Raw genomic sequence first — 21556 nt, 5'->3', positions numbered from 1 at the left:
CGGCTGAACCGGTCAGGTCGCCGCCGACCGCGCCTTCTCGCGCCAGTTGGCTGGGCTGAGCGCGGTAACGCGCCGGAACTCGCGGTTGAAATTCGATTTGGTCTGGAAGCCGGATTCCAGCATCGCAGCCGTCACGGACAGGTCGGTTTCGTGCAGCAGCCGACAGGCTTCGGCGACGCGGAAATCGTTGATGTATTGCGAAACGTTCTTGCCGGCGAGCCGGTTGACCGCGCCGGATATGCGGCGGGCCGGAACGCCAGCGCGCCGCGCCAGGCGCGACAAGGTCAGGTTTTCGTCGCGCGAGAGTTTCTGCTCGACCAGCAGCTTGTCTATGCGGTCGAGGACCTCGCGATCCTGCGCGGCGATGGATGCGGCCTCAGTTTCGATGGGAGGCATCGGAGTTGCCCGTGCGCGGGCAGCGACAATGGCAGTGATACCGAAGAGAAAGAGACCGAGAAGGTTCGCATTGCTGACCAGGAAGGCCGCGTTCTTGCCCCTGCTCCATTCGAAATCCAGGAGCACCACCAAATCGAACAGGGCCGACAGACAAAGCGATGCGGCTGCGATGACGAGCGCGCGATGCGCGGCTATTGCGCCGTCGAAGCGTGCCTCGTCCAGCGCGTCCGGGCCGGCGCGGCCAAGGCTGAGCACAGCCAATGCGTAGCCGACGAAGATCACGATCAAGGCAGCATCTATCAACGCGGGAGCCAGCAGCAACAGCCCGACGATGACCACCGGGGGTGCGGCATGAAGCCAGCGGACACCGTCCGCTTCCGCCGCATCGTGATGGATCAAGCTGCGAAAGCTCGCCAGGACCAGCGGCGGCAGGCAGCTCGCCACCACAGGCATCAAAAAGCGCAAATCCAGGACATCATAGCCCCAGCGCAAGCCGACGAGGATAGATTGCACAGCGCACAACCCCACAAGGGCCAGGAATGGACGGTTGGCTTGCGACGACTGCTCGCCCTGCAGGATCCTGACAAGCAGGATCAGCAGCAGCAGGGCGACGACGAAGGGCAGAGGAACGAAAATCACGGCAGTCTCGAGACAAATCGGGAGGCACGGATAATGGCCCAGATCGCGATCGAGAACGACCTCGATCGCGATCGAGGACGCAGCTTAGGGACATTATCGGCAAATCATCGCCGGTCTTTTCAACCGAGCGAGGTTTTCATGACACTCTCCCGTTTGCTTTCCGCGGTAGTGCTTACAGTCGCGTTCTCCGCAGCCAGCCAGGCTGCCGAGATCGGCATGCGCGAAATCTTCGTGGCCGCGCCAGAACGCGGCCGCGACCTCCAGGTGTTTGTCTGGTATCCGGCCGAGGCCGGCGGCGAAGCCGTTCTGCTGGGCGACAACAAGGTATTCAAGGGCGTGCCGGCCCTGAAGAATGCGCCGCTCGTCAAAGGACGCTTTCCACTCGTCGTGCTGTCGCACGGGTCGGGCGGCCGTGTCCAGGGAATGGCCTGGCTGGCAACGGAACTCGCCAGGGCGGGCTTTATAGTCGCCGGTCCCAATCACCCCGGCACGACCAGCGGTGACTCGACCCCAGTCAACACGCCCAAGGTGTGGGAACGCACGCAGGACCTTTCCGCGGTGATCGACACGATGACGACCGACCCGACCTGGAGCAGCGCCGTCGACAGCGGCAAGATCGGTGTCCTTGGCTTCTCGCTCGGCGGCGCGGCGCCGATGGAGATTGCCGGCGCCCGCGCCAGCCTCGACGCCTATGCCCAATATTGCGACGAATACAAGAAATGGGACTGCGCCTGGTATGCCGGCGGCATCGGCTATCTCAACGACGTGGTCGTGCATGTCGACAAGCTCGACCTGCGGACGATCGACAAGACACGCTTCGATCAATCAAACCTCGACCCCCGCGTCAAATCGGCCGTGCTGATCGATCCCGGCCTTGCCCTGGCTTACGATGCCGGAAGCCTGAAGGCGGTCACGATCCCGATGGATTTCATCAATCTGGGCAGCGCCGACACGATCCCCGACGGGGTGATTGCCGATAAATTGGCGGCGCTGACGCCGCGCGGGACCTATGCCACCGTCAAGGGCGCAATCCACTTCAGCTTCCTGCAGGAATGCAAGCCGGGCGGCGCCGAACTGCTGAAGGAATCCGGTGAAGTCGACCCGATCTGCGCCGACGGCGGCAGCCGGTCACGCGCCGACCTTCACGCCGAGCTGGTCGGCCTGATACGGAGCGACCTGCAGCGAGCCTTCAAGGACCCGATGTGATTGGATGGCGGCGTGGCCGGCTTCGGTCAGCGCGTAGATGCCGCGCTCGGCCCTGGCGAACCAGCCATAATAATTGTGCAGCAGGATGCTGGCCGCGCGTGTTGAAATGCTTTTCAGATCGCGCGGCCGTTTGGGGCCGTCGGCCATGGCGGCGGCGCAGGCGATCGCTTCCTGCCGGTAAGCGGTCATGATCGGCTTTCGCGTGCTGCCGCCGGTAGCCGGATCGCCCTTGCGGCGCTGATGCTCCTCGACCAGACGCGAGCGCCGTCGCGGATCGCGCCGTGGCGGCAGGGCTGCGGGGCTGAGCAGCAGCTCGACCTCGCCCTTGCCGCCGACGCCAAGCAGGCCGAAGCCGAGCCGCCGGCAAAGCGCGCGAAAACGGCGGTCGTGCTCGCGACCTTTGCCGCGCGCCGACATGCGAGCAGCGAGCCAGACCTCGTCGCAGGCCGCCGCGCGATCGACGCCCTGTAGCACGAGCTCGAGATTGAACTGCAGCTTCAGCTCGCAGATGACCACCACCGGCGGCTCACCACCGCGCAGCCCAACGACGTCGCAGCCGCCGATCTCGCCCTTGACGGTGAAGTCGAGGCTCTCGAGGAAGCGCTTCACCGGGGCGTAGAGGGACGTCTCCTGCATTGCAGAGGCATAGCCGATTCGCCTTCACCCGGCACAGGTTGAAGCGATCAGGTGAGGCTGGACGAAACTCGATTCATGAGGGCGGCCGCAGGAAGTCGCGGGCGGCGGCGGAAAGCAGGGTAGCCCCAATGGAGAGCGCCGCCTCGTCGACGCGAAAGCGCGGATGATGGAGCGGATAGACCGCGCCGGCTTCCTCGTTACGGATGCCGAGCCGGAAATAGACCGACGGGCACTTCTCGCTGTAGAAAGCAAAATCGTCCGCGGCGGTCCAGCCCGGCGCGCCGACCACGCCCTCTTGTCCCAGCAGATCGGCGCCAGCCTTGCGGATGATCTCGACCATGTCGGGGTCGTTGATCACCGGCGGCTCACCGCGCTGCAGGTTCACCTCGGCGCTGGCGTTATGACATGCCGCCACGCCCTCGACGATCTGGCGCAGCCTCCTCCAAGCATACTGGCGGGTCGCCTCGTGGCCGCTGCGGATCGTGCCTTTCAACCTGGCCTCGGCCGCGATCACATTATAGGCGCCGCCGCCCTCGATGCCGGTGATGGAGACGACCAGCGGATCGTAGGGATCGATCTCGCGCGAGACGACCTTCTGCAGCTCCGTCACGATCGAGCAGGCGACGGCGATGGCGTCGACGCCCTCCGACGGCTTGGCCGCGTGCGCGGAACTCCCGGTCACCCTGATGTCGAACGTGTCGCAGGCGAGGGTATACGGCCCCGGGCCCACCGCGATCTTGCCCGTCGTGGTGTAAGGATCGACATGGATGCCGATCGCGGCGTCGATATCGTCGAGCAGCCCTTCCGCCACGACGCGCCGACCACCCAGCGGCTCCGCCTCCTCGGCAGGCTGGAAGATGATCCTCACCGTGCCGCTGAAGGACTGCTTCTGGCGCTCCAGCATAGCGGCGGCAGCATAGCCCATTGCCGCGTGGGCGTCATGGCCGCAGGCATGCATGACGCCTGGACGCTCGGAGCTGAACGGCACGCCGGAGGCTTCCGTGATCGGCAGCGCATCGATGTCGGCCCGGATCACCACCTTGCGGTTCGAAGGCGCCGCCGTGCCGACGATCTCCACGGCGAGACCGAAGCCGGCCACCGGCCTCACGCCATGCAATCCGGCTTCCTCCAGCGCATGCTTGAGATAGGCCTGCGTCTCGCGCTCTTCGTTGGAGAGCTCCGGGTTGCGGTGGAGATGGCGCCGGATCTCGATCATCCGGCGCTCCAGAGCGGGGTCCATCAAGCCATTGCCGGCTTCAGCGCTTGACATGGATTTCTCGCGGGAAGCTGGTCAGCGTCTCGCAGCCATTGGCAGTGACGAAGATCGTTTCGCTGATTTCGATGCCCCAGCCGTCCATCCACATGCCGAGAATGGAATGAAGCACGTTGCCAGGCTTCAGGATGGTCTTGTCGCCCTGGCGCAGGCTGATCGTGTGCTCGCCCCAGTCGGGCGGATAGGCGGCGCCGATCGAATAGCCGATGCGCGACTCCTTCTTCAGGTCGTAGCGCTGGATGACCTTGCGCCAGCTTGCCTCGACGTCTTCCGCCACCGCGCCGGGCTTGATCGCGGCGAGCACGGCGTCCATCCCTTCCAGCACGGCCTTGCCCGTGTCGCCGACCTTGGCGGGCATGGCGCCCAGCTGAAGCGTGCGCGCGAGACCGGCGGCGTAGCGGCGCACGACACCGGCGAGTTCCAGCGCGACGGTTTCGTTCTCGCCGAAGCGGCGGTCGCTCCACATGATGTGCGGGGCCGAGGCGTTCTCGCCGCCAAGGATGGTCGGCGGCAAAGCGGTGATGTCGCCGGCGAAGTCCGGCGAGCCGGCTATTTGTGCCGCCTGGATCTTGGCGATGGCGTCGCATTCGCGGACGCCCGGCGCAATCACCTCATAGGCCGCACTGACCGCCGCCTCGGCCAGGCGCGCGGCCTTGCGCAGGTAGGCGATCTCGGCCTCCGACTTGACACTGCGGATCCAGTTCACCAGGAGGTCGGCGTCGTGGAACATCGCGTTGGGCAGGCCGGCGGTCAGGCGGGCATGGGCTTTCGGCGAATAGTAATAGGCCTCGAGCTCGATGCCGATATTGCCGCGCCCCCAGCCCTTCTTGTCGATCCAGCCGGCAATCCAGTCCATCGGATGGCGGTCCGGGCGCTGGACATGGTCTTCAGGGAAGCCGACGACATTCTCCGGCTTCATCCAGGCCGTCAGCAGCCCGCCCGCCGCGTCCATGGCCCGGCCGATCCAGACCGGCTCCTCGTCGCCAAGCGGCACCAGGACCACCTGCGGCGTATAGAACGACCAGCCGTCGTAACCGGTGATGTAGTGCTGGTTGGCAACGTCATTGACGATCAGCAGATCGAGACCGCGCTGCGCCATCTCGGCGCGGATGGCGGCAAGCCTGCTTCGATACTCGGCAAGCGCAAAAGGCAATTGGATCATGCGGATTCGTCCTGTGGCCGGCGGAAGTTCGCTCGACAGTAAAGCGAAGCCCGGCGAGCGTGCTGAACCATGACCGACAAACCGAGGGGGCCATGCGCCAAAGCGCGTCGCGCTGACACGGATTCAGACGGCGCGCTTTTGCCGTTGTCCCAGAACCGCTGCACAATTCTGGTCCGCCTGCATCAGGAGAGTTCTGCCTATTGCTTTGCGAACTGGCCCTTAAAAGTCTGGCCGGCAAGCGCATAGGTGGCGGCCAAAGTTCCATCGGGCAGCATGGTGAAGGTGGCGTCGGCGCCGTTCGGAAGGCGCCCGAGCTTCAATGTGTTCCCGACAATTCTGCCGGCGCCGTCGGCGACCCCCGGCTTGTTCTCGGCCACGTCGCCCCAGGCGTAGCTTACCGTCGCCTGCCCGCCTGGAGACACCGTCAGCACGGCGAGCTTGCCTTCATACAATCCATCCAGCCGTCCGGCCCATATGCCTGAAAACGCGGCATACTTGGCCGGAACGCCCTTGCCGGGAGGAGTGACCGTCAAGGATTGATCCAGCACCGCCGTATCCGGGGAAGCCGGGGCCGCAACGGCAGCCAACGGAGGTTGGGACGGAGGAGGTGGTGGTGTCTCGGAGGCCGATTGGCAGGCAACGAGCGCGAATGTCGCAAAACCAAGCGTCAGAGAAGAAAGTCTGTGTGCCGGAGCCAATCGAGACCAACCCAATTGCGAAATGTAACAACAACAACGCTTAGCTGCGCATATCGCGCATAGTGTACTTCAATTGTATAGCATCCCTCGGTCGCGAAACTCAAGTTTCGCCGACGTCAGACGCGATGAAAAACAGATAGCAGTTTCGTTTGGGGGCCGCTGGCGGCTGTTCGACGAAAGTGCCGGCCGCCACGGGTTTTGGCTGGTGGCCGCTCCGTGCGGCAATAACTGAAGAGCGCCCGCCGCGACGGCGGCTTGCGGGAATGTCGAGAGCGGTCATTGCATCATCCAGGCTTGGCGTGCGGTCTAGGCACGAATGGCGTGCTTGCGCTTGTCCAGGTGAAACCGTTCCCCTCGACGATGTTCGGCCGTTTTGAGGGTATGCACGATTTCGAAAACAAGCGTCGCTCGGACCAGCATTCCGACCGCCGTCGGCCCGGTAAAGGGCAATTCGATTCATGCATGTATGAGCGTGGGCGCACCAACGGCCGCCGGTTCAGCAACGCCCCCACCGTCACGGAAAGTGTTTGGCGAGCATCCGCTCCGGCGCGATGCCGGCCTGGCTTCAGGCGGAAGATCTTGCCGAAAGCCAATCCCTGAACTGCGCTACGGCTCTTCTGATTCCAGGACCCGAAGCGATCACGGCATAGTGGTGACGACCCGTTTCCAACGTCCGGGGAAAAGCAATGGCAAGCCGTCCGGCAGCAAGCGCATGGTCGACGATCGGTCGCCAGCCCAGCGAAATCCCCTCGCCCATCTCGGCCGCTTTTTGGGCAAAGAGCGAATCGTTGACCTCCAGTGCGACGGGCAAATTCGCCGGCACCGGCAATTCAAGAGCTCGCAACCATTCGGCCCAGCCAATCCTCAATCGGTAAGGGTCGACATAGTGGATGAGCGGATGCGACAGCAATTCCGCGACAGACCCGAACGGTCCGTGACGTTCGAGAAACGCCGGGCTGCACACCGGAACAATCTGCTCGGCCCACAACTGGGTGCTGCTGCAAAAAGGCCAGTTGCCGTCGCCCAGTCGAATGTGAATATCGATCCCGGACGATGCGAGCTCCGGGTCGCGATCAAGACACCGGATCTCGATCTGCAGATTGGGATGCTCCTGCCGAAGCCCCGCCAGCTTCGGAAGCAGCCATTCGGTGGCGAGAACCGTGGAAGCGCTGGCAACGATCTTGTCGCGATGCGCCGAACCGGAAATCTCCGCGAGCGTCTCGGAAATGGTGCCAAAGCCGCTTGCCACCGCCGCGTACAGGCGCAGGCCCTGGGTGGTAAGGCTGAGCGTACGGTGCTCGCGCACGAACAATGGATGGCCGAGCGTCACTTCCAGCTGCCTGATGCCATGACTGACCGCAGGCTGGGTTATCGAGAGCTCGCTGGCGGCGGTGGAAAAATTGAGATGGCGCGCTGCCGCCTCGAACAAAATCAAACCGTGCAGCGAAGGGACTGAATGGCGGATCGTGCGGCGGTCGTGGCTCATACGTCCATGAATCTAATTGCTCTTTACCCAACCCGGCCGCGACGGAATTTTGATGTGATCGAAGGCCACCATTCGAGCGCTCCTGCCAACAATCCGATCAGAGAGATTCCAGAGTGTCAACTGATCCGCTTCTTCAGCCCTTGCAGCTCAAGCACCTGACGCTTCGCAACCGACTCATGTCGACCGCCCATGAGCCGGCTTATACGCAAGAAGGCCTGCCGAAAGATCGCTACCGCCTCTACCACGCCGAGAAGGCGAAGGGCGGCATCGCCCTGACGATGATCGGCGGCTCTTCGGTGGTCGACATCGACAGTCCCCAGGCATTCGGGAACATCCAACTCCACAGGGACGATTGCGTGAAATGGCTCCGCGAATTGGCCGACGACGTTCACGAGCACGGCGCAGCCGTCATGATCCAGATGACGCATCTGGGCGCCCGGACGAATTGGAACAAAGCTGACTGGCTGCCCATGATTGCTCCGTCCTCCATTCCGGAGCCAGCGCACCGCAGCTTTCCCAAGGCCATGGAGGATTGGGATATCGAACGGCTCGTCAAGTCGTTCGCGGACGCCGCGGAGCGCGTCAGAGACGCCGGGCTGGATGGGCTCGAACTGGAGTGCGCCTCGCACATCATCGCCCAGTCATGGTCGAAAGGAACCAACAAGCGCGAGGATGAGTATGGCGGCTCGCTGGACAACCGCATGAGGCTGGTGCGCGACATCCTGTCGGCAATCCGCGACAGGATCGGACGTGAATTCGTCGTTGGCGTGCGAATGGTCTGCGACGAGCAATGGGAAAAGGGCCTCTCGGCGGATGAAGGGGTGGAGATCGCCCGCAGGTTGAATGCAGACGGCATGATCGACTTCATCAACGTCATTCGCGGCCGGGCTGCCACTGACGAGGGATTGAGCCGGGTCATTCCGACGATGGGATCGCCGTCGGCGCCCCATCTCGATTTCGCCGGTTACGTGCGCTCGCAGATCAACCTGCCGACCTTCCACGCCGCCCGGATCCAGGACGTCGCAACGGCGCGCCATGCCATTGCGAGCGGGAAGCTGGATATGGTTGCGATGACACGCGCGCACATGGCGGACCCGCATATCGCGAACAAGCTCATCGAGGGACGCGAGCATCAGATCCGGCCCTGCGTCGGCATGGGTTACTGCATCGACTCCATCTATTCCGGGCAGGCTGTCTGCATCCACAACGCCGCAACCGGGCGTGAGGAAACCCTCTCGCACACCGTCGGCCGAAGCTCCAACGGCCGGAAGAAGGTCGTGGTTGTCGGTGCGGGTCCCGGTGGCCTGGAGGCGGCACGCGTCGCCGCCGAGCGAGGCCACGAGGTCGTGGTCTTCGAGGCGGGTTCCAAGGCCGGTGGTCAGGTAGTGCTTACAGCCGCCCTAAAGCGCCGACGCGAGATCATGGGGATCATCGACTGGCGGCTGGAAGAGTGCGCAAGGCTCGGGGTGCAAATCAAATACGATCACTATGCAGGCGTGGACGACGTTCTGGCGGAACAACCGGATTACGTCGTCACCGCGACCGGCGGCATACCCAATCTCGAACTGCTGAGCGGTGGCGAGGATCTCGCAACGACAAGCTGGGACGTGCTCAGCGGCGCCGTCACGCCGACGGGATCGGTGCTCATCTGCGACAGCAACGGTTCTCACCAGGGCATGACCATAGCGGAGTTCATCGCCGCGACCGGCGTCGATCTGGAGCTTGTGACGCCTGAGCGGACGTTGGCGCCGGATATCGGCGCGACGAACTATCCGGTCTATCTCCGGGCCTTGAACGCCGCCAACGCCAGGATCACCCTCAACCTGCGCCTGGAACGGCTCGAACGCAGGGGCAACAAGATTGCGGCAATCTTCGAGGACGAATATGCGAAGCGGCGGATTGAGAAGGAAGCCGACCACGTTGTGGTGGAGTACGGCACGACACCGCTGGACGAACTCTATTTCGGCCTCAAAGACCACTCCATCAACCGCGGCGAGGTGGACCATAAATCTCTTGTGGCGGCCATGCCTCAGACCGTTTCAAGAAACCCCGAGGGAAGATTCCAGCTTTACCGGATCGGCGATGCGGTCGCCAGCCGCAACATTCACGCCGCCGTCCTCGAAGGCTACCGCCTGATGGCGCTGGTGTGATCACCCACTGCACTGGCGGCGAGGTTCGGTAGTTTTTGCCCACGGATGCGAGCCGCATTCGTGGACATCAAAGAAACATTAATCCGGAAGGATGACTGGTGGAGCCAATCGGAATCGAACCGACGACCTCTTGAATGCCATTCAAGCGCTCTCCCAACTGAGCTATGGCCCCACTCCCGGCAGTCGGCCGGCGCCGTTTCCGGCGAAGAGATCCGGCGCAGATGGGAACCGCGCCGTCGTTTAGTGCTGGCGGCTTCTAGCGCCGCCTTCGGTCAAGATCAAGCCTTGTAAGCCGCTTTTTCGTCACAGGCCGAAATGGCCGGCAATCGATCGCGCAGAGGCTGAAACTCAGACCTCGTCCTCGTCGTCGCCGACGCCGATCATATCGGAAACGTCGTCGTCCTCTTCCTCCTCATCGGCAAGGAAGGTGTCGTCGTCATCGTCACCGAGGTCGACATCCTCGTCGTCGCCGAGATCGGGAAGATCGTCGCCGCCGCCCTTGGTTTCGTCGTCCGCATCTTCCAGCGAGACGAGCTCGGCGCCTTCCTCCTCGTTCTCGTCCACTTCCTTGTCGGCGACATCCTCATCTTCCTCGATGGCGGAAATCTTGCCTTCCTCGAAATAGGAACGCGGATAGCTCTTGCCAGTATAGGGAGAGACGATGGGATCTTTGTTCAGGTCGTAGAATTTCCGACCCGTTTCGGGGTCGATGCGTTTGGTGCCAAGTTCGGGTTTTGCCACGGCAAGCCTCGTCAAAAAAAGAATGGTCCCCTTAACCGCAGTTTACGGCGCTGTCAAAGCCAAAAGCCGGCATCGCAAAACCTTGCATTCGAAGGCCTGCGCGAGGGGATGACCATCGCCGCGCGCCGTGATACGAGACCGCCGCAACATGACGAATTGAGCCGGCCCGCCGGCATCTTGCTTGGAAGAAATCATGTCTCACGCTGCCGCTCCGAAGCCGGCCACGGCCCGCAAATCCCCTGCCCTTGCCGGCGTGGCCCGGGTGCCGGGCGACAAGTCGATCTCGCATCGTTCCTTCATGTTCGGCGGCCTCGCTTCCGGAGAGACGCGCATCACCGGCCTGCTCGAAGGCGAGGACGTGATGCGCACCGGCGCTGCGATGAAGGCGATGGGCGCGCACATCGAAAAGAAGGGCGACGAGTGGGTGATCCGCGGCACCGGCAACGGCGCGCTGCTTCAGCCCGAAGGGCCGCTCGATTTCGGCAATGCCGGCACCGGCTCGCGCCTCACCATGGGCCTGGTCGGCACCTATGACATGGAGACGACCTTCATCGGCGACGCCTCGCTCTCCGGCCGGCCGATGGCCCGCGTGCTGGAACCGCTGCGCCAGATGGGCGTGCAGGTGCTGAAGGCCTCGCCGGGCGACCGCATGCCGATCACGCTGCGCGGCCCCAAGCACGCCGCGCCCATCACCTACCGCGTGCCGATGGCGTCCGCCCAGGTGAAGTCGGCGGTGCTGCTCGCCGGCCTCAATACGGCGGGCATCACCACCGTCATCGAGCCGGTGATGACGCGCGACCACACCGAAAAGATGCTGAAAGGCTTCGGCGCGAACCTGACGGTCGAGACCGATGAGCGCGGCGTGCGCCACATCTTCATCGAGGGACAGGGCAAGCTTACGGGCCAGACCATCGCCGTACCGGGCGACCCCTCCTCCGCCGGCTTTCCGCTGGTTGCGGCGCTCATCGTGCCGGGCTCCGATATTGTGATCGAAAACGTGCTGATGAACCCGACGCGCACCGGCCTGCTGCTGACGCTGCAGGAAATGGGCGGCCGCATCGACATACTCAACCCGCGCAATGCCGGCGGCGAGGATGTCGCCGACCTGCGCGTGCGTTCCTCGAAATTGAAGGGCGTCGCTGTGCCGGCGGAGCGGGCGCCGTCGATGATCGACGAGTATCCGGTGCTGGCCGTCGCCGCCAGCTTCGCCGAGGGCGAGACGCTGATGCAGGGGCTGGAGGAGCTTCGGGTCAAGGAATCCGACCGGCTGTCGGCGGTCGCCAATGGGCTCAAGCTCAACGGCGTCGACTGCACCGAAGGCGAGGCCTCGCTCGCCGTGCGCGGCAAGCCGGGCGGCAAGGGACTGGGCGCTCATCCCAACGGGCTGGACACGGCGGTGAAGACGCATCTCGACCACCGCATCGCCATGAGTTTTCTGGTGATGGGACTGGCGACCGAAAAGCCGGTGACCATCGACGACGCCAACATGATCGCGACGAGTTTTCCGGAGTTCATGGGATTGATGAAGGGGCTGGGCGCGGAGATCGAGTGACGGGAGATGGGCTGGAACCAAACTGAAATGCTGGCGGGACAGCGGCGCTCGTCTTGTTCATCGCGCCTCATGGGCGGCCAATGAGCGCAACCTTCACCATCGCCATCGACGGCCCGGCCGGCGCCGGCAAGGGCACGCTGGCCCGGCGGCTCTCCGACCACTACCGGCTGAATCTGCTCGACACCGGTCTCACCTATCGCGCGGTTGCCCACAAGCTGCTCGAGCTCGGCCTGCCGCTCGACAATGTCTCGGCGGCCGAAACCGCGGCACGGCAGGTGGACCTCTCGAATCTCGACCGCACGGTGCTTTCGGCGCACGCGGTGGGCGAAGCGGCTTCCAAGGTCGCGGTCATTCCCACTGTGCGGCGCATCCTGGTCGACAAGCAGCGCGCCTTCGCCAAGGCGCCCCCAGGCGCCGTGCTCGACGGCCGCGACATCGGCACGGTCGTGTGTCCCGACGCCGACATCAAGCTCTATGTGACGGCAAGTGCTGCGGTGCGGGCGCAACGCCGGCTGGCCGAGATCGAGAGCATGGGCGGCAGAGCCGATTTCGCCACGATCCTGGCCGACATCGAGCGCCGCGACGAACGCGACATGGGCCGAGCCGACTCGCCACTCAAGCCCGCCCCAGACGCGCACTTGCTTGATACGTCCGAAATGGCTATAGAGGCCGCGTTCCTGGCGGCCATGGCGATCATCGACGACGTCCTGGCCAAGAGAAACAAGGCCTGAGCCGGGTTTCCCATCGCTGCCGATTGTCGGCGGCGCAAAAGATACCCATATCGGGCACGAACCAGCCTGCCAGCATTCTTCATGCGCCGGACTTGCCGCTTTGAGCGGCCAAGGGCTCTTAGCCCGGAACGCCGGCAGGCTCACGCAATGCTAACCCACGGCGCCCGTCCCGCTCGAGATGCGGGGCACTTCAGGAGAAACAATGTCTGCTGCAAATCCCTCTCGCGATGATTTCGCGAGCATGCTCGAAGAATCATTCACCGCCGGCCATTCCGGCGAGGGCCAGGTTGTCCGGGGCACGATCACCGCGATCGAAAAGGACATGGCCATCATCGATGTCGGCCTCAAGGTCGAAGGCCGCGTGCCGCTGAAGGAATTCGGCGCCAAGGGCAAGGAGTCCTCCCTCAAGGTCGGCGACACCGTCGAAGTCTATGTCGAGCGCATCGAGAACGCGCTTGGCGAAGCCATGCTGTCGCGCGAGAAGGCGCGCCGCGAGGAGAGCTGGGTGCGCCTGGAGGAGAAGTTCACCAAGGGTGAGCGCGTCGAAGGCGTCATCTTCAACCAGGTCAAGGGCGGCTTCACCGTCGACCTCGACGGCGCCGTGGCGTTCCTGCCGCGCAGCCAGGTCGATATCCGCCCGATCCGCGACGTCTCGCCGCTGATGCACAACCCGCAGCCCTTCGAGATCCTCAAGATGGATCGCCGCCGCGGCAACATCGTGGTGTCGCGCCGCACCGTGCTCGAGGAGAGCCGCGCCGAACAGCGTTCGGAAATCGTGCAGAACCTCGAAGAGGGCCAGGTGGTCGAAGGCGTGGTCAAGAACATCACCGACTACGGTGCGTTCGTCGACCTCGGCGGCATCGACGGCCTGCTGCATGTCACCGACATGGCATGGCGCCGCGTCAACCATCCGACCGAGATCCTTAACATCGGCCAGACGGTCAAGGTGCAGATCATCCGCATCAACCAGGAAACCCACCGCATCTCGCTCGGCATGAAGCAGCTCGAGAGCGATCCGTGGTCGGAGATCGGCACCAAGTTCCCGATCGGCAAGAAGATTAAGGGCACCGTCACCAACATCACCGACTACGGCGCGTTCGTCGAGCTGGAGCCGGGCATCGAGGGCCTCATCCACGTTTCGGAAATGTCGTGGACGAAGAAGAACGTGCATCCCGGCAAGATCCTGTCGACGACCCAGGAAGTCGACGTGGTGGTGCTCGAGGTCGATCCGGCCAAGCGCCGCATCTCGCTCGGTCTCAAGCAGACGCTGGAGAACCCGTGGGAAGCGTTCGCGCGCAACCATCCGGTTGGCAGCCAGGTCGAGGGCGAGGTCAAGAACAAGACCGAGTTCGGCCTGTTCATCGGCCTCGAAGGCGATGTGGACGGCATGGTCCACCTCTCCGACCTCGACTGGACCCGTCCGGGCGAGCAGGTGATCGAGGAGTACAATCGCGGCGACATGGTCAAGGCGCAGGTGCTCGACGTCGACATCGAGAAGGAGCGCATCTCGCTCGGCATCAAGCAGCTGGCCAGGGACACCGTCGGTGAGGCGGCAAGCAGCGGTGAGCTGCGCAAGAACGCCGTCGTCACCTGCGAGGTCATCGGCGTCAAGGACGGCGGTCTGGACGTGCGGCTGGTCGACAGCGGCCTCGAGACCTTCATCAAGCGCTCCGACCTCAGCCGCGACCGCGACGAGCAGCGCCCCGAGCGCTTCACCGTCGGCCAGAAGGTCGATGCCCGCGTCATCGCCTTCGACAAGAAGACCCGCAAGCTGCAGGTCTCCATCAAGGCGCTGGAAATCGCCGAGGAGAAGGAAGCAGTCGCCCAGTACGGCTCGACCGACTCCGGTGCCTCGCTTGGCGACATCCTGGGCGCGGCGCTGAAGAAGCAGGGCAACTAAGCTCCACTTCGCAAGGCCAAAGAAAACCCCGCCGGAGCGATCCGGCGGGGTTTTTCTTTACGGCAAGATAAACTTCCTGGCGTATTGCCTTGGGCCCGAAGGGAAGGGCTTCCATGGACATGGGCGACTATCGTCCCGCTACGCCATCTTCGCGGGTGCTGCATCTCTACGGCAAGTCGCCGGCCCTGTTCTGCTACTGTGCAACGGCATTGGTGATGATCGCCCTCCGATCATTGGGCTTCAGGCTCGATGGCGATATGGACGACTACATCAAACTCTATGAAGTCCGCACCTTCCTTGAGACGGGAAATATCTTCGACCGGACCCTGCCCGGCATTGTCCAGCCGGAGCCCTATATCTCGCATTGGCCGTGGATCGTGGACTTGCCCTATGCCGCCTTCGCGTGGCTGCTCGCGCCGTTTTTGGGCGCCGAGCCGGCGTTGGCGGCGGCAAGCTTTGTCGTGCCGGTGCTGCTGTTTGCGCCCGCCTTGTATCTCTACAGGCGGCTGATGATTGCCGTGGACATCGGCAGTCCGGCCGTTGCCTTGCCGCTGGGGCTGATCCTGGCCTCGAGCACGTTCTGCGAATACGCCCCAGAGCGCATCGACTATCACAATCTGCAAATATTGCTTCTACTGGCTGCGTTGGTGCTGCTGCTGTCGCAGAAACGCGCTGCTCCGTTGATCAACGGGCTGCTCACAGCCCTGGCGTTCGCGATCAGCGCCGAATTCGCGCCTTTCTATGCGCTGTTGATGGCCGTCTACGCCTTTGACTGGATCACGGACCGTGAACAGGGCGCAGCCAGGCTCACCGGTTTCGGCCTGAGCTTGGCGATGGGAGCAATCGCGCTGCTCGCCGCAGTCCAACCGCCTTCGGCCTATGCCGCGGTCAAGTGCGACACCTATTCGGCGCCATATGCGACGGCGCTGGTCGCCGCCGGGCTTTCCTTTGCCGTTTCACCGTTGCTGGCCGGCCGGCGCAGCAGGTGGGCAATGCGGGCCACGATCCTGGCGGTGTTCGCGGCCGCTAGCGTGGCGACGCTGACGATGCTGTTCCCGCAATGCCTGCATGGCCCCTATGCCTCGATCGACGCCTATGTGCGCGACAACATGCTCAACAGAATCCTTCAGGAAATGAGCCTGTTTCGGCATCCGCGCTTTCTGTCGTGGACATTCTCCGCCGCAGTGCTGATACTTGTGGGCGCGCTTGCCCCGGCCGTCATCTGCCTCGACGCCGAAAGCCGAACCCGGCCGCGCGTCATCCTCGCCTTGTTCTCGATGCTCGCCCTGGTGCTGGGGATCGGCTATCTGCGCTACTTTCGCTATGTTCCCCTCTTTTCCAGCATCGGCCTGGTTTTCGCGGTGGCGAAGTTCCTGCCGGCAGACTCGCGACTGGCACGCTCCCTGACACCTGATGTCGCCGTGGTATCGCGCAAATACGCCCTGATCCTGCCCGGCCTGATCCTGTCGGCGGCAATTGCGCTATACCACCTGTCGGTGCGAACGTCCCAGGCAGCCATTCCCGCTGGAGAGGTGGCCGACAGCTGCGATCTCAGCCGTCTGGAACCGCAGCCGGGGTGGCCCGCCGGCGCCATCGTCCTCTCGCCACCGCTGATCGGAGGCCATCTCGTCGCCCTCGCCACAGGTCCCAGGGTGGTGACGATCCCCAACCATCCGTCGGCAAAGGGTATCGAGCGGAGCTATCGTTTCCTTGATCCGTCGACCGCCGACCCGCGCATGTATCTGGATGCGTCCAGGGCGACGCATATAGCGGTTTGCGCCTGGCGAGGTCCGCCATTGCCGAAACTGGAAACCAACTATCCATTCGCGGCAGCGCTGATCGAAGGCAAGCCGCCGGCATGGTTGAGGGAGTGCCCCACCGATCCTTCATCGCCGCTGCGAATCTACAGCTACCGCAATCCGGACGGTTCCCAAGCCGCCTGCCCCGCGTCGGCGGTATCCGATCAGGCCCTGCCGTAGAGCGGCACCAGCGTGCCGCTCATCGCCTGGTTGGCGGGCGAGGCGAGATAGGCGATCGCCTCGGCGACGGCTTCGAGACTCACCCATTTGGCGAAATCGGCATCTGGCATGTCCGCTCGGTTGGCCGGGGTGTCGAGCGTCGACGGTGCCACGGCATTGACCAGGATGCCTTTGTGCTTCAGTTCCTCGGCCATCGCGACCGTCATCGCGGCCACGGCTGCCTTGCTGGCCGCATAGGCGACCATGCCGGAACCACGTCTCGGATCGAGCCCGGCGCGCGCGCTGACGTTGACGATGCGGCCCGCGGTTCCCGATGTCAGCATCGAGCGCACCGCCGCCCGGCTGCAGAGGAAGGTCGTGCGGGCGTTGGTGTCCATCATCTCGGCAAAGGATGCCGATTCGATCTTCTCCACCGGCGCCATGGTGAACCCGCCGGCGAGATGGATCGAAGCCCAAAGGTCGGGGAGCTGATGGTAGAAAGCCTCGACCTTGGCGGAATCCGACAGGTCGACATTGTGCGCCAGATGGACGCTCGCATGGGCGGAGTAGGGGAAGTTCGGCGGAGCGGCTGCATGGGCGTTGGGCACATGGCAGATGGCGCCTTGCTCCAGCAACCTGCCGACAACCGCGCCACCAAGGGCACCGGTGCCGCCGGTCACCACGACATGCCTGCCATTCAGCGTTTCCGTCATACTTCGACCGCTCCTGTCGCTTCTTTTTGCTTCTTCTTGGTCATTCCGCCCCAGGATAGACCGTCGCGCCTTTCGCGCTGTCACTCAATTGAAATATCGACATGGCAGGCGTCGCGTCTTTGCATGCTTCGGCTTGGCGCCGGGCCGATGTGAAGCTCATGCGGTGTGAGGCCAGCCATCGATGATGGCGTCCCAGAGCAGTCGTCCCCCGATCGCCGGCCGCTGGAACTTGTGCGTGAGCTTGTGCAGCCAGAAGCCGTCGTAGATCTCGCGGTGGACCGCCTCGTCGAACGGCTCGAGGAGCGCCCTTTGCAGTCCATGCGGCCGGTCGGCTCCTACCTGGGGCATGCGCAGGAAGTCACACCGCAGCCGGCGATGCAGGAGAAGGGCGGCCTCCATGTGATGCGGAAACATGAAATATTGAAGAAGCCTGTCATGCGTCTTCCAATAGTCGGCGAGGTTGTGCAGCACGGTTTCGACAAGCGGATGCCCCTTGCGGGCGTGGATGAACCACGTTTCCACGAGCCGCGGGGCGCGACTGGTTTCGCGCAGGATGTAGAACTCTTCGTCTTCGATCTGCGCCGGAACGGGTTGCCTGAGCAGGATCGTCGCGTCGAGCCATGTGCCGCCGTGGCGGGCGAGCAGGCTCAGCCGGATGAAGTTGGAAAAATGCTGGCGGTTCATCAGGCCGCGCCGTCGCTTGTCCCAGACATGGCCGGGCAGATCGATGTAGTCGCCAACGGTCCTGTCGTCGAGGATGACGAGTTCGCGCCCGCCCTTGTGGAGCTGTACGGAATGCAGGCAGGCCTTGACCACCGGTGGCGCGTCGTCGACGCCTTGCGCCCAATACTGCCAGATCGGACCGAGACTGCTGGACGGCGTGCTGGTGGAGCACCACTTCGAATGATCGACCGCAGCGCTGCGTGCGCGCCAGTCCCGGCGCCGGGCCAAGGTCGCGCAGGTCTTGGCGGCGCACGCGCGCAACGACCATGGCAGCACCTGCGAAGACGCCGCCCAACGCAGCGGCGCAAGATAGGGGCGCTTCAGCGGATCATTGAACGGCGCTTCGCTGAAAAACGAACTCTCCGAAAAATCGTGCGTGCGTGGCGCCATGTCGTCAGTCCACCCTGATCTCGACCACACGCGGCTTTGCGGCGGCTCGGGCTCGCCTCAGCGCCCCGGGAAGATCGCCGACGTCCGGCAGCCGCTCGGCCTCTACGCCATAGGCTTCGGCGAGCTTGCAGAAATCCGGCGGCGCCGGCGACACGCCGACCGGCTCGACGCCGACGTCGAGCATCGACGTCTCGATCTCGCGATAGCCGCGATTGTTCCAGACGACGAAGATCACCGGCGCGCCTGCATCGAGCGCGGCGCCCAGTTCCGGCAAGGTGAACTGGAAGCCGCCATCGCCGGTCAGGCAGACGACCGGCGCCTCGGGAACCGCAAGCGCGGCGCCGATCGCCGCCGGCGGACCATAGCCCAACGCGCCGAACCCCGTCGCGGCATTGAACCAGCCGCCTGGCCGGTCATGGTCGTAATAGAGATTGGCGGCATAGATCGGCTGCGTCGAATCGCCGACGATAATGGCGCCCGGCAGGGCGTCGCGGATCGCTTCCACGGCTCGCATCTGCGCCACATGGGCCGGCCTCAGCTCGGCCAATGCAGCCGCACGCGCTGCGGCAGCACGGGCCTCGCCGTCCTTCACGGCGACGTCGCCCGCGCCGAGCTCGGCTTGCAGGGCACGAAGTGCCTCGGCGCAATCGGCCTGGATCGCGACGGTCGCAGGGCGGCGAGCGAGCTGATCGGCGCCGATGTCGATGCGGATCAGGTTGGGCGGCAGCACGAAGCCGCCGTCGCCGTAGCCGTCATAGTCTGTCTGGCCGAACTCCGTCCCCGCGGCGATCACCAGGTCGGCGTCGGCCATCAGCGCCCGCACCGCCTTCAGGCTGGGGCTTGCGGGGACGCAGAGCGGATGATTGTGCAGCAGGCCGCGCGCATTGGTGGTCTCGACCACCGGCGCCCCGAGCGTCTCGGCGACAAGCGTGAGCGCCGCATCGGCCTTCTTCGCGCCGCCGCCGGCGAGGATAAGCGGACGGCGGGCCTGCTTTGCAAGCCGCGCCGCCTCCGCGATCGCGCTTGCCGCAGGAGCGGGCGGGGCTGCATTGCCGAGCACGGCCGAGATTGCGTTCGCCGGCGTCGCCATGACATCGGTCGGGATCTCGATATGGACCGGTCCCGGGCGTGAAGAGGAAAACAGCGCGAAGGCGCGGGCGAGCGCACCGGGCAACTGCCCGGCCTCGGTGACGCGTTCCGAAAACAGCGCCACCTTTTCCATCATGCCGCGCTGGTCGGGCAGTTCATGCAGGTATCCAAGTCCCTTGCCCAGCGTGTTGGTAGCGTTGACCCCCGAGATCACCAGCATCGGCACGGAATCGGCGCGCGCCTGCCCCATGGCGGTGATGGTGTTGGTCAGACCCGGACCGGTGATGACGAAAGCGACGCCCGGCCGGCCGCTGGCCCGCGCGTAGCCGTCTGCCATGAAGCCGGCACCCTGCTCGTGGCGGGGCGTCACATGGCGGATCTTCGAGCGCGCCAGCCCGCGATAGAGCTCGACCGTGTGAACGCCGGGAATGCCAAAGACGATGTCGACGCCATGCGCCTCGAGCAAGGTGATGAGCGCTTCGCCGAGCGTGGTCATTGGATATCTCCCCTTAGAGCGGATCACTGTTTAGCGGAAACAGTGATCCGCTCTATCTCTTTGTTTCTTGCGCAATTCCAGACGGAAAACCGTTTCTCACTTTTCCTGGGATTGCTCCAGAGGCGAGAGGCCGAGTTCGACCTCCACAGCCTTGATGCCAATCGCCGCCAATTCGCCGGGCGAGAACATCTCGCCGGCCAGGCAACCTTCGATCCAGAGCCCGTCGATGATCGCATTGATGGCGATCGCATGATGGCGCAACTGGCCTGCGTCCGTCTTGCGCCGTTCGGCGGCAAGCACTTCGGCCACAACCGCTTCCACCTCATTGCGAAAGCCAAGGTAGCCTTCGCGGTGGGCACGAGCCAGGGTCGGATCCGCATTGGCGCGGCCAAGGAAGGTTGCCCAGAGCGAAAACACCCGCGAGTCGATGATCGGCGGGTTGAGGTTGGCGGTGACGAAAGCCGCAAGGCGTTGGCGCGGCGAGGCATCTTCCATGACCAATGCTCGTTTCGCCTGCTCGGTCATGCGGCCGACCAGCGTCGTGTAGGCCTCCTGCAGCAATTCTTCCTTGCCGGGAAAATAGTGCCGGATCAGCCCGGCGGTGACGCCAGCACGCAATGCGATGGTGCGTAAGGTGGCGCCCTGCAGGCCATATTCCGCCACGCTGTCCAGAGTCGCCTCGATCAAATCCTGCCGCCGCCGCTCCTCGCCTTCGCGACGGAACTTGCGGCGGCCATTCATTGGCGCAGGATCGGCCGCGTCAGGCATGTCGGCCCGCCTTCGCAGGCGATGCAGAGCGCATCCGCCTCGAAGATCTCAACCGTGCAGCCGGCAGCTTCCATCGCGGCTTTGGTCTTGGGAAAACCTGCAACGGCGATAACCTTGAGCGGGCTGGTGGGCAGCACGTTCAGGCTGAGGCCGTTGGAAGCGGCGAACTCTTCGGCATCGCCTTCGACCAGACGGATGCCGCGCGCCTTGAGCATCTGGTAGAAGGGAGCCGGCAAAAGCGGTGAATAGACCAATGCCAGGTCGTCGGCCAGCGGGCTGATTACCGACATCAGATGCAGGCATGCCTCTTCGCCCTGCCACAGCGGCAGATCAAAGCCGTAGACGGAAATGCCCAGCGGCGTCAGCAGGTTGGAAACCTGTTGGATGCCTTCCTGGTTGGAGCGGACGCCGCGCCCGATCGCCAGCGTGCGGCCATCAACCCATACACAATCGCCGCCTTCGACCTGGCCAGGAGCCTCGATGCGGCCGAGGATCGGAATGCCTAGTCTTCTGTAGGTTTCCTCATGCAGCGATGGCTCCCTGGCGCGCAATGACTTGCCCATGGACAGGATCAGCGCGCCGCGGTCGGTCATCAGCGACGGGTCGTGCGTGAACACCGAATCCGAAAGGCCGTCGGCCTTGTCCTCGATCCATTCGATTTCGGCGCCGGAAGCCGCCACCAGTTCAGCAAGGACCGTGTGCTGCGACACTGCTTTGGCCGGGTTGAACCCCGGGCCATAATGCCAGGCAGTTCTGTCGGCGTCGCGCATGGCGTTGGCCGCCGACCGCATCAGCACGCGCCGCAGCGGCGCCGCCATGGACTGTGATCCGAAAGCGCTCATCGATGCC

19 protein-coding genes and 1 tRNA gene are annotated in these 21556 nt (G+C 64.2%); 6 read left to right on the top strand and 14 right to left on the bottom strand.

The features are described from left to right. Positions 1-12: 12 nt before the first annotated feature. Positions 13-1035, bottom strand: coding sequence for an AraC family transcriptional regulator (locus EN818_RS16220; RefSeq protein WP_095806728.1), 1023 nt, complete (start codon positions 1033-1035; stop codon positions 13-15). A gap of 138 nt (positions 1036-1173) precedes the next feature. Here EN818_RS16220 and EN818_RS16215 point away from each other — a divergent pair, with 138 nt between their 5' ends. Then, the gene (locus EN818_RS16215) at positions 1174-2241 is read left to right on the top strand and encodes a dienelactone hydrolase (protein ID WP_135904787.1); all 1068 of its coding nucleotides are present in this window, start codon (positions 1174-1176) and stop codon (positions 2239-2241) included. Here the strand turns inward: EN818_RS16215 and EN818_RS16210 are convergent. From EN818_RS16210 to EN818_RS16185, 6 genes are all read right to left on the bottom strand, one after another. Beyond that, a complete protein-coding gene (locus EN818_RS16210) occupies positions 2164-2877 on the bottom strand; it encodes a DUF2161 family putative PD-(D/E)XK-type phosphodiesterase (RefSeq protein WP_095806730.1) in 714 nt (237 codons plus the stop codon). The genes EN818_RS16215 and EN818_RS16210 overlap by 78 nt on opposite strands. A 73-nt stretch (positions 2878-2950) precedes the next feature. After that, positions 2951-4147 (bottom strand): amidohydrolase, encoded by a 1197-nt coding sequence (locus tag EN818_RS16205; RefSeq protein WP_245420373.1) that lies wholly within the window; start codon positions 4145-4147, stop codon positions 2951-2953. Next, positions 4134-5312, bottom strand: a complete 1179-nt coding sequence (locus EN818_RS16200) for a M24 family metallopeptidase (RefSeq protein ID WP_095806731.1) — start codon at positions 5310-5312, stop codon at positions 4134-4136. The genes EN818_RS16205 and EN818_RS16200 overlap by 14 nt, the downstream gene beginning before the upstream one ends. Positions 5313-5509: 197 nt before the next feature. Beyond that, complete coding sequence (locus tag EN818_RS16195) at positions 5510-5845, bottom strand: hypothetical protein (RefSeq protein WP_245420374.1); 336 nt, start codon at positions 5843-5845, stop codon at positions 5510-5512. A gap of 265 nt (positions 5846-6110) precedes the next feature. Then, positions 6111-6290, bottom strand: a complete 180-nt coding sequence (locus EN818_RS16190; protein WP_129553533.1) for a hypothetical protein — start codon at positions 6288-6290, stop codon at positions 6111-6113. Between the two features lie 285 nt (positions 6291-6575). Next, entirely contained in the window at positions 6576-7496 is a 921-nt protein-coding gene (locus tag EN818_RS16185) for a LysR substrate-binding domain-containing protein (RefSeq protein WP_095806732.1), read from the bottom strand. A 113-nt stretch (positions 7497-7609) separates the two neighbouring features. On the opposite strand from EN818_RS16185, the gene EN818_RS16180 reads away from it, so the two are divergent. Further along, positions 7610-9646: an NADH:flavin oxidoreductase gene (locus tag EN818_RS16180; protein ID WP_095806733.1), complete on the top strand. Its 2037-nt coding sequence runs from the start codon at positions 7610-7612 to the stop codon at positions 9644-9646. 96 nt (positions 9647-9742) lie between these two features. On the opposite strand, the gene EN818_RS16175 is transcribed toward EN818_RS16180, so the two are convergent. Next, positions 9743-9818: transfer RNA gene (locus EN818_RS16175), tRNA-Ala, on the bottom strand. A gap of 176 nt (positions 9819-9994) precedes the next feature. Continuing rightward, the gene (locus EN818_RS16170) at positions 9995-10387 is read right to left on the bottom strand and encodes a TIGR02300 family protein (protein ID WP_095806797.1); all 393 of its coding nucleotides are present in this window, start codon (positions 10385-10387) and stop codon (positions 9995-9997) included. Positions 10388-10580: 193 nt separating this feature from the next. Here EN818_RS16170 and aroA point away from each other — a divergent pair, with 193 nt between their 5' ends. The 4 genes from aroA (at position 10581) to EN818_RS16150 (ending at position 16549) form a co-directional block, all read left to right on the top strand. Continuing rightward, a complete protein-coding gene (gene aroA / locus EN818_RS16165; protein WP_095806734.1) occupies positions 10581-11939 on the top strand; it encodes a 3-phosphoshikimate 1-carboxyvinyltransferase in 1359 nt (452 codons plus the stop codon). Positions 11940-12019: 80 nt separating this feature from the next. Continuing rightward, positions 12020-12670 (top strand): (d)CMP kinase, encoded by a 651-nt coding sequence (cmk, locus tag EN818_RS16160; protein WP_095806735.1) that lies wholly within the window; start codon positions 12020-12022, stop codon positions 12668-12670. A gap of 202 nt (positions 12671-12872) precedes the next feature. Further along, on the top strand, positions 12873-14570 hold the full coding sequence (rpsA, locus tag EN818_RS16155; RefSeq protein WP_095806736.1) for a 30S ribosomal protein S1: 1698 nt from the start codon (positions 12873-12875) through the stop codon (positions 14568-14570). Between the two features lie 113 nt (positions 14571-14683). Then, positions 14684-16549 (top strand): hypothetical protein, encoded by a 1866-nt coding sequence (locus tag EN818_RS16150; protein WP_135904785.1) that lies wholly within the window; start codon positions 14684-14686, stop codon positions 16547-16549. On the opposite strand, the gene EN818_RS16145 is transcribed toward EN818_RS16150, so the two are convergent. The 5 genes from EN818_RS16145 to EN818_RS16125 all read right to left on the bottom strand — a co-directional run bounded on the left by EN818_RS16145 (position 16534) and on the right by EN818_RS16125 (position 21549). Beyond that, the gene (locus tag EN818_RS16145) at positions 16534-17241 is read right to left on the bottom strand and encodes an SDR family NAD(P)-dependent oxidoreductase (RefSeq protein WP_095806738.1); all 708 of its coding nucleotides are present in this window, start codon (positions 17239-17241) and stop codon (positions 16534-16536) included. The two genes, EN818_RS16150 and EN818_RS16145, sit on opposite strands and share 16 nt — an antisense overlap. A gap of 156 nt (positions 17242-17397) precedes the next feature. After that, positions 17398-18354, bottom strand: a complete 957-nt coding sequence (locus EN818_RS16140; protein ID WP_095806739.1) for a capsular polysaccharide synthesis protein — start codon at positions 18352-18354, stop codon at positions 17398-17400. A gap of 4 nt (positions 18355-18358) precedes the next feature. Beyond that, positions 18359-19939: a 5-guanidino-2-oxopentanoate decarboxylase gene (locus tag EN818_RS16135; RefSeq protein WP_095806740.1), complete on the bottom strand. Its 1581-nt coding sequence runs from the start codon at positions 19937-19939 to the stop codon at positions 18359-18361. Between the two features lie 96 nt (positions 19940-20035). Next, positions 20036-20707, bottom strand: a complete 672-nt coding sequence (locus tag EN818_RS16130; RefSeq protein ID WP_095806741.1) for a TetR family transcriptional regulator C-terminal domain-containing protein — start codon at positions 20705-20707, stop codon at positions 20036-20038. Further along, positions 20677-21549: a dimethylarginine dimethylaminohydrolase family protein gene (locus tag EN818_RS16125; RefSeq protein ID WP_095806742.1), complete on the bottom strand. Its 873-nt coding sequence runs from the start codon at positions 21547-21549 to the stop codon at positions 20677-20679. Before EN818_RS16125 ends, EN818_RS16130 begins: the two co-directional genes overlap by 31 nt. Positions 21550-21556: the final 7 nt, after the last annotated feature.

Source organism: Mesorhizobium sp. M3A.F.Ca.ET.175.01.1.1 (genome assembly GCF_004791945.1).
GTDB lineage: Bacteria > Pseudomonadota > Alphaproteobacteria > Rhizobiales > Rhizobiaceae > Mesorhizobium.
The sequence above is the reverse complement of the archived record's forward strand: the minus strand, read 5'-3'. Positions and strand labels throughout refer to the sequence as shown.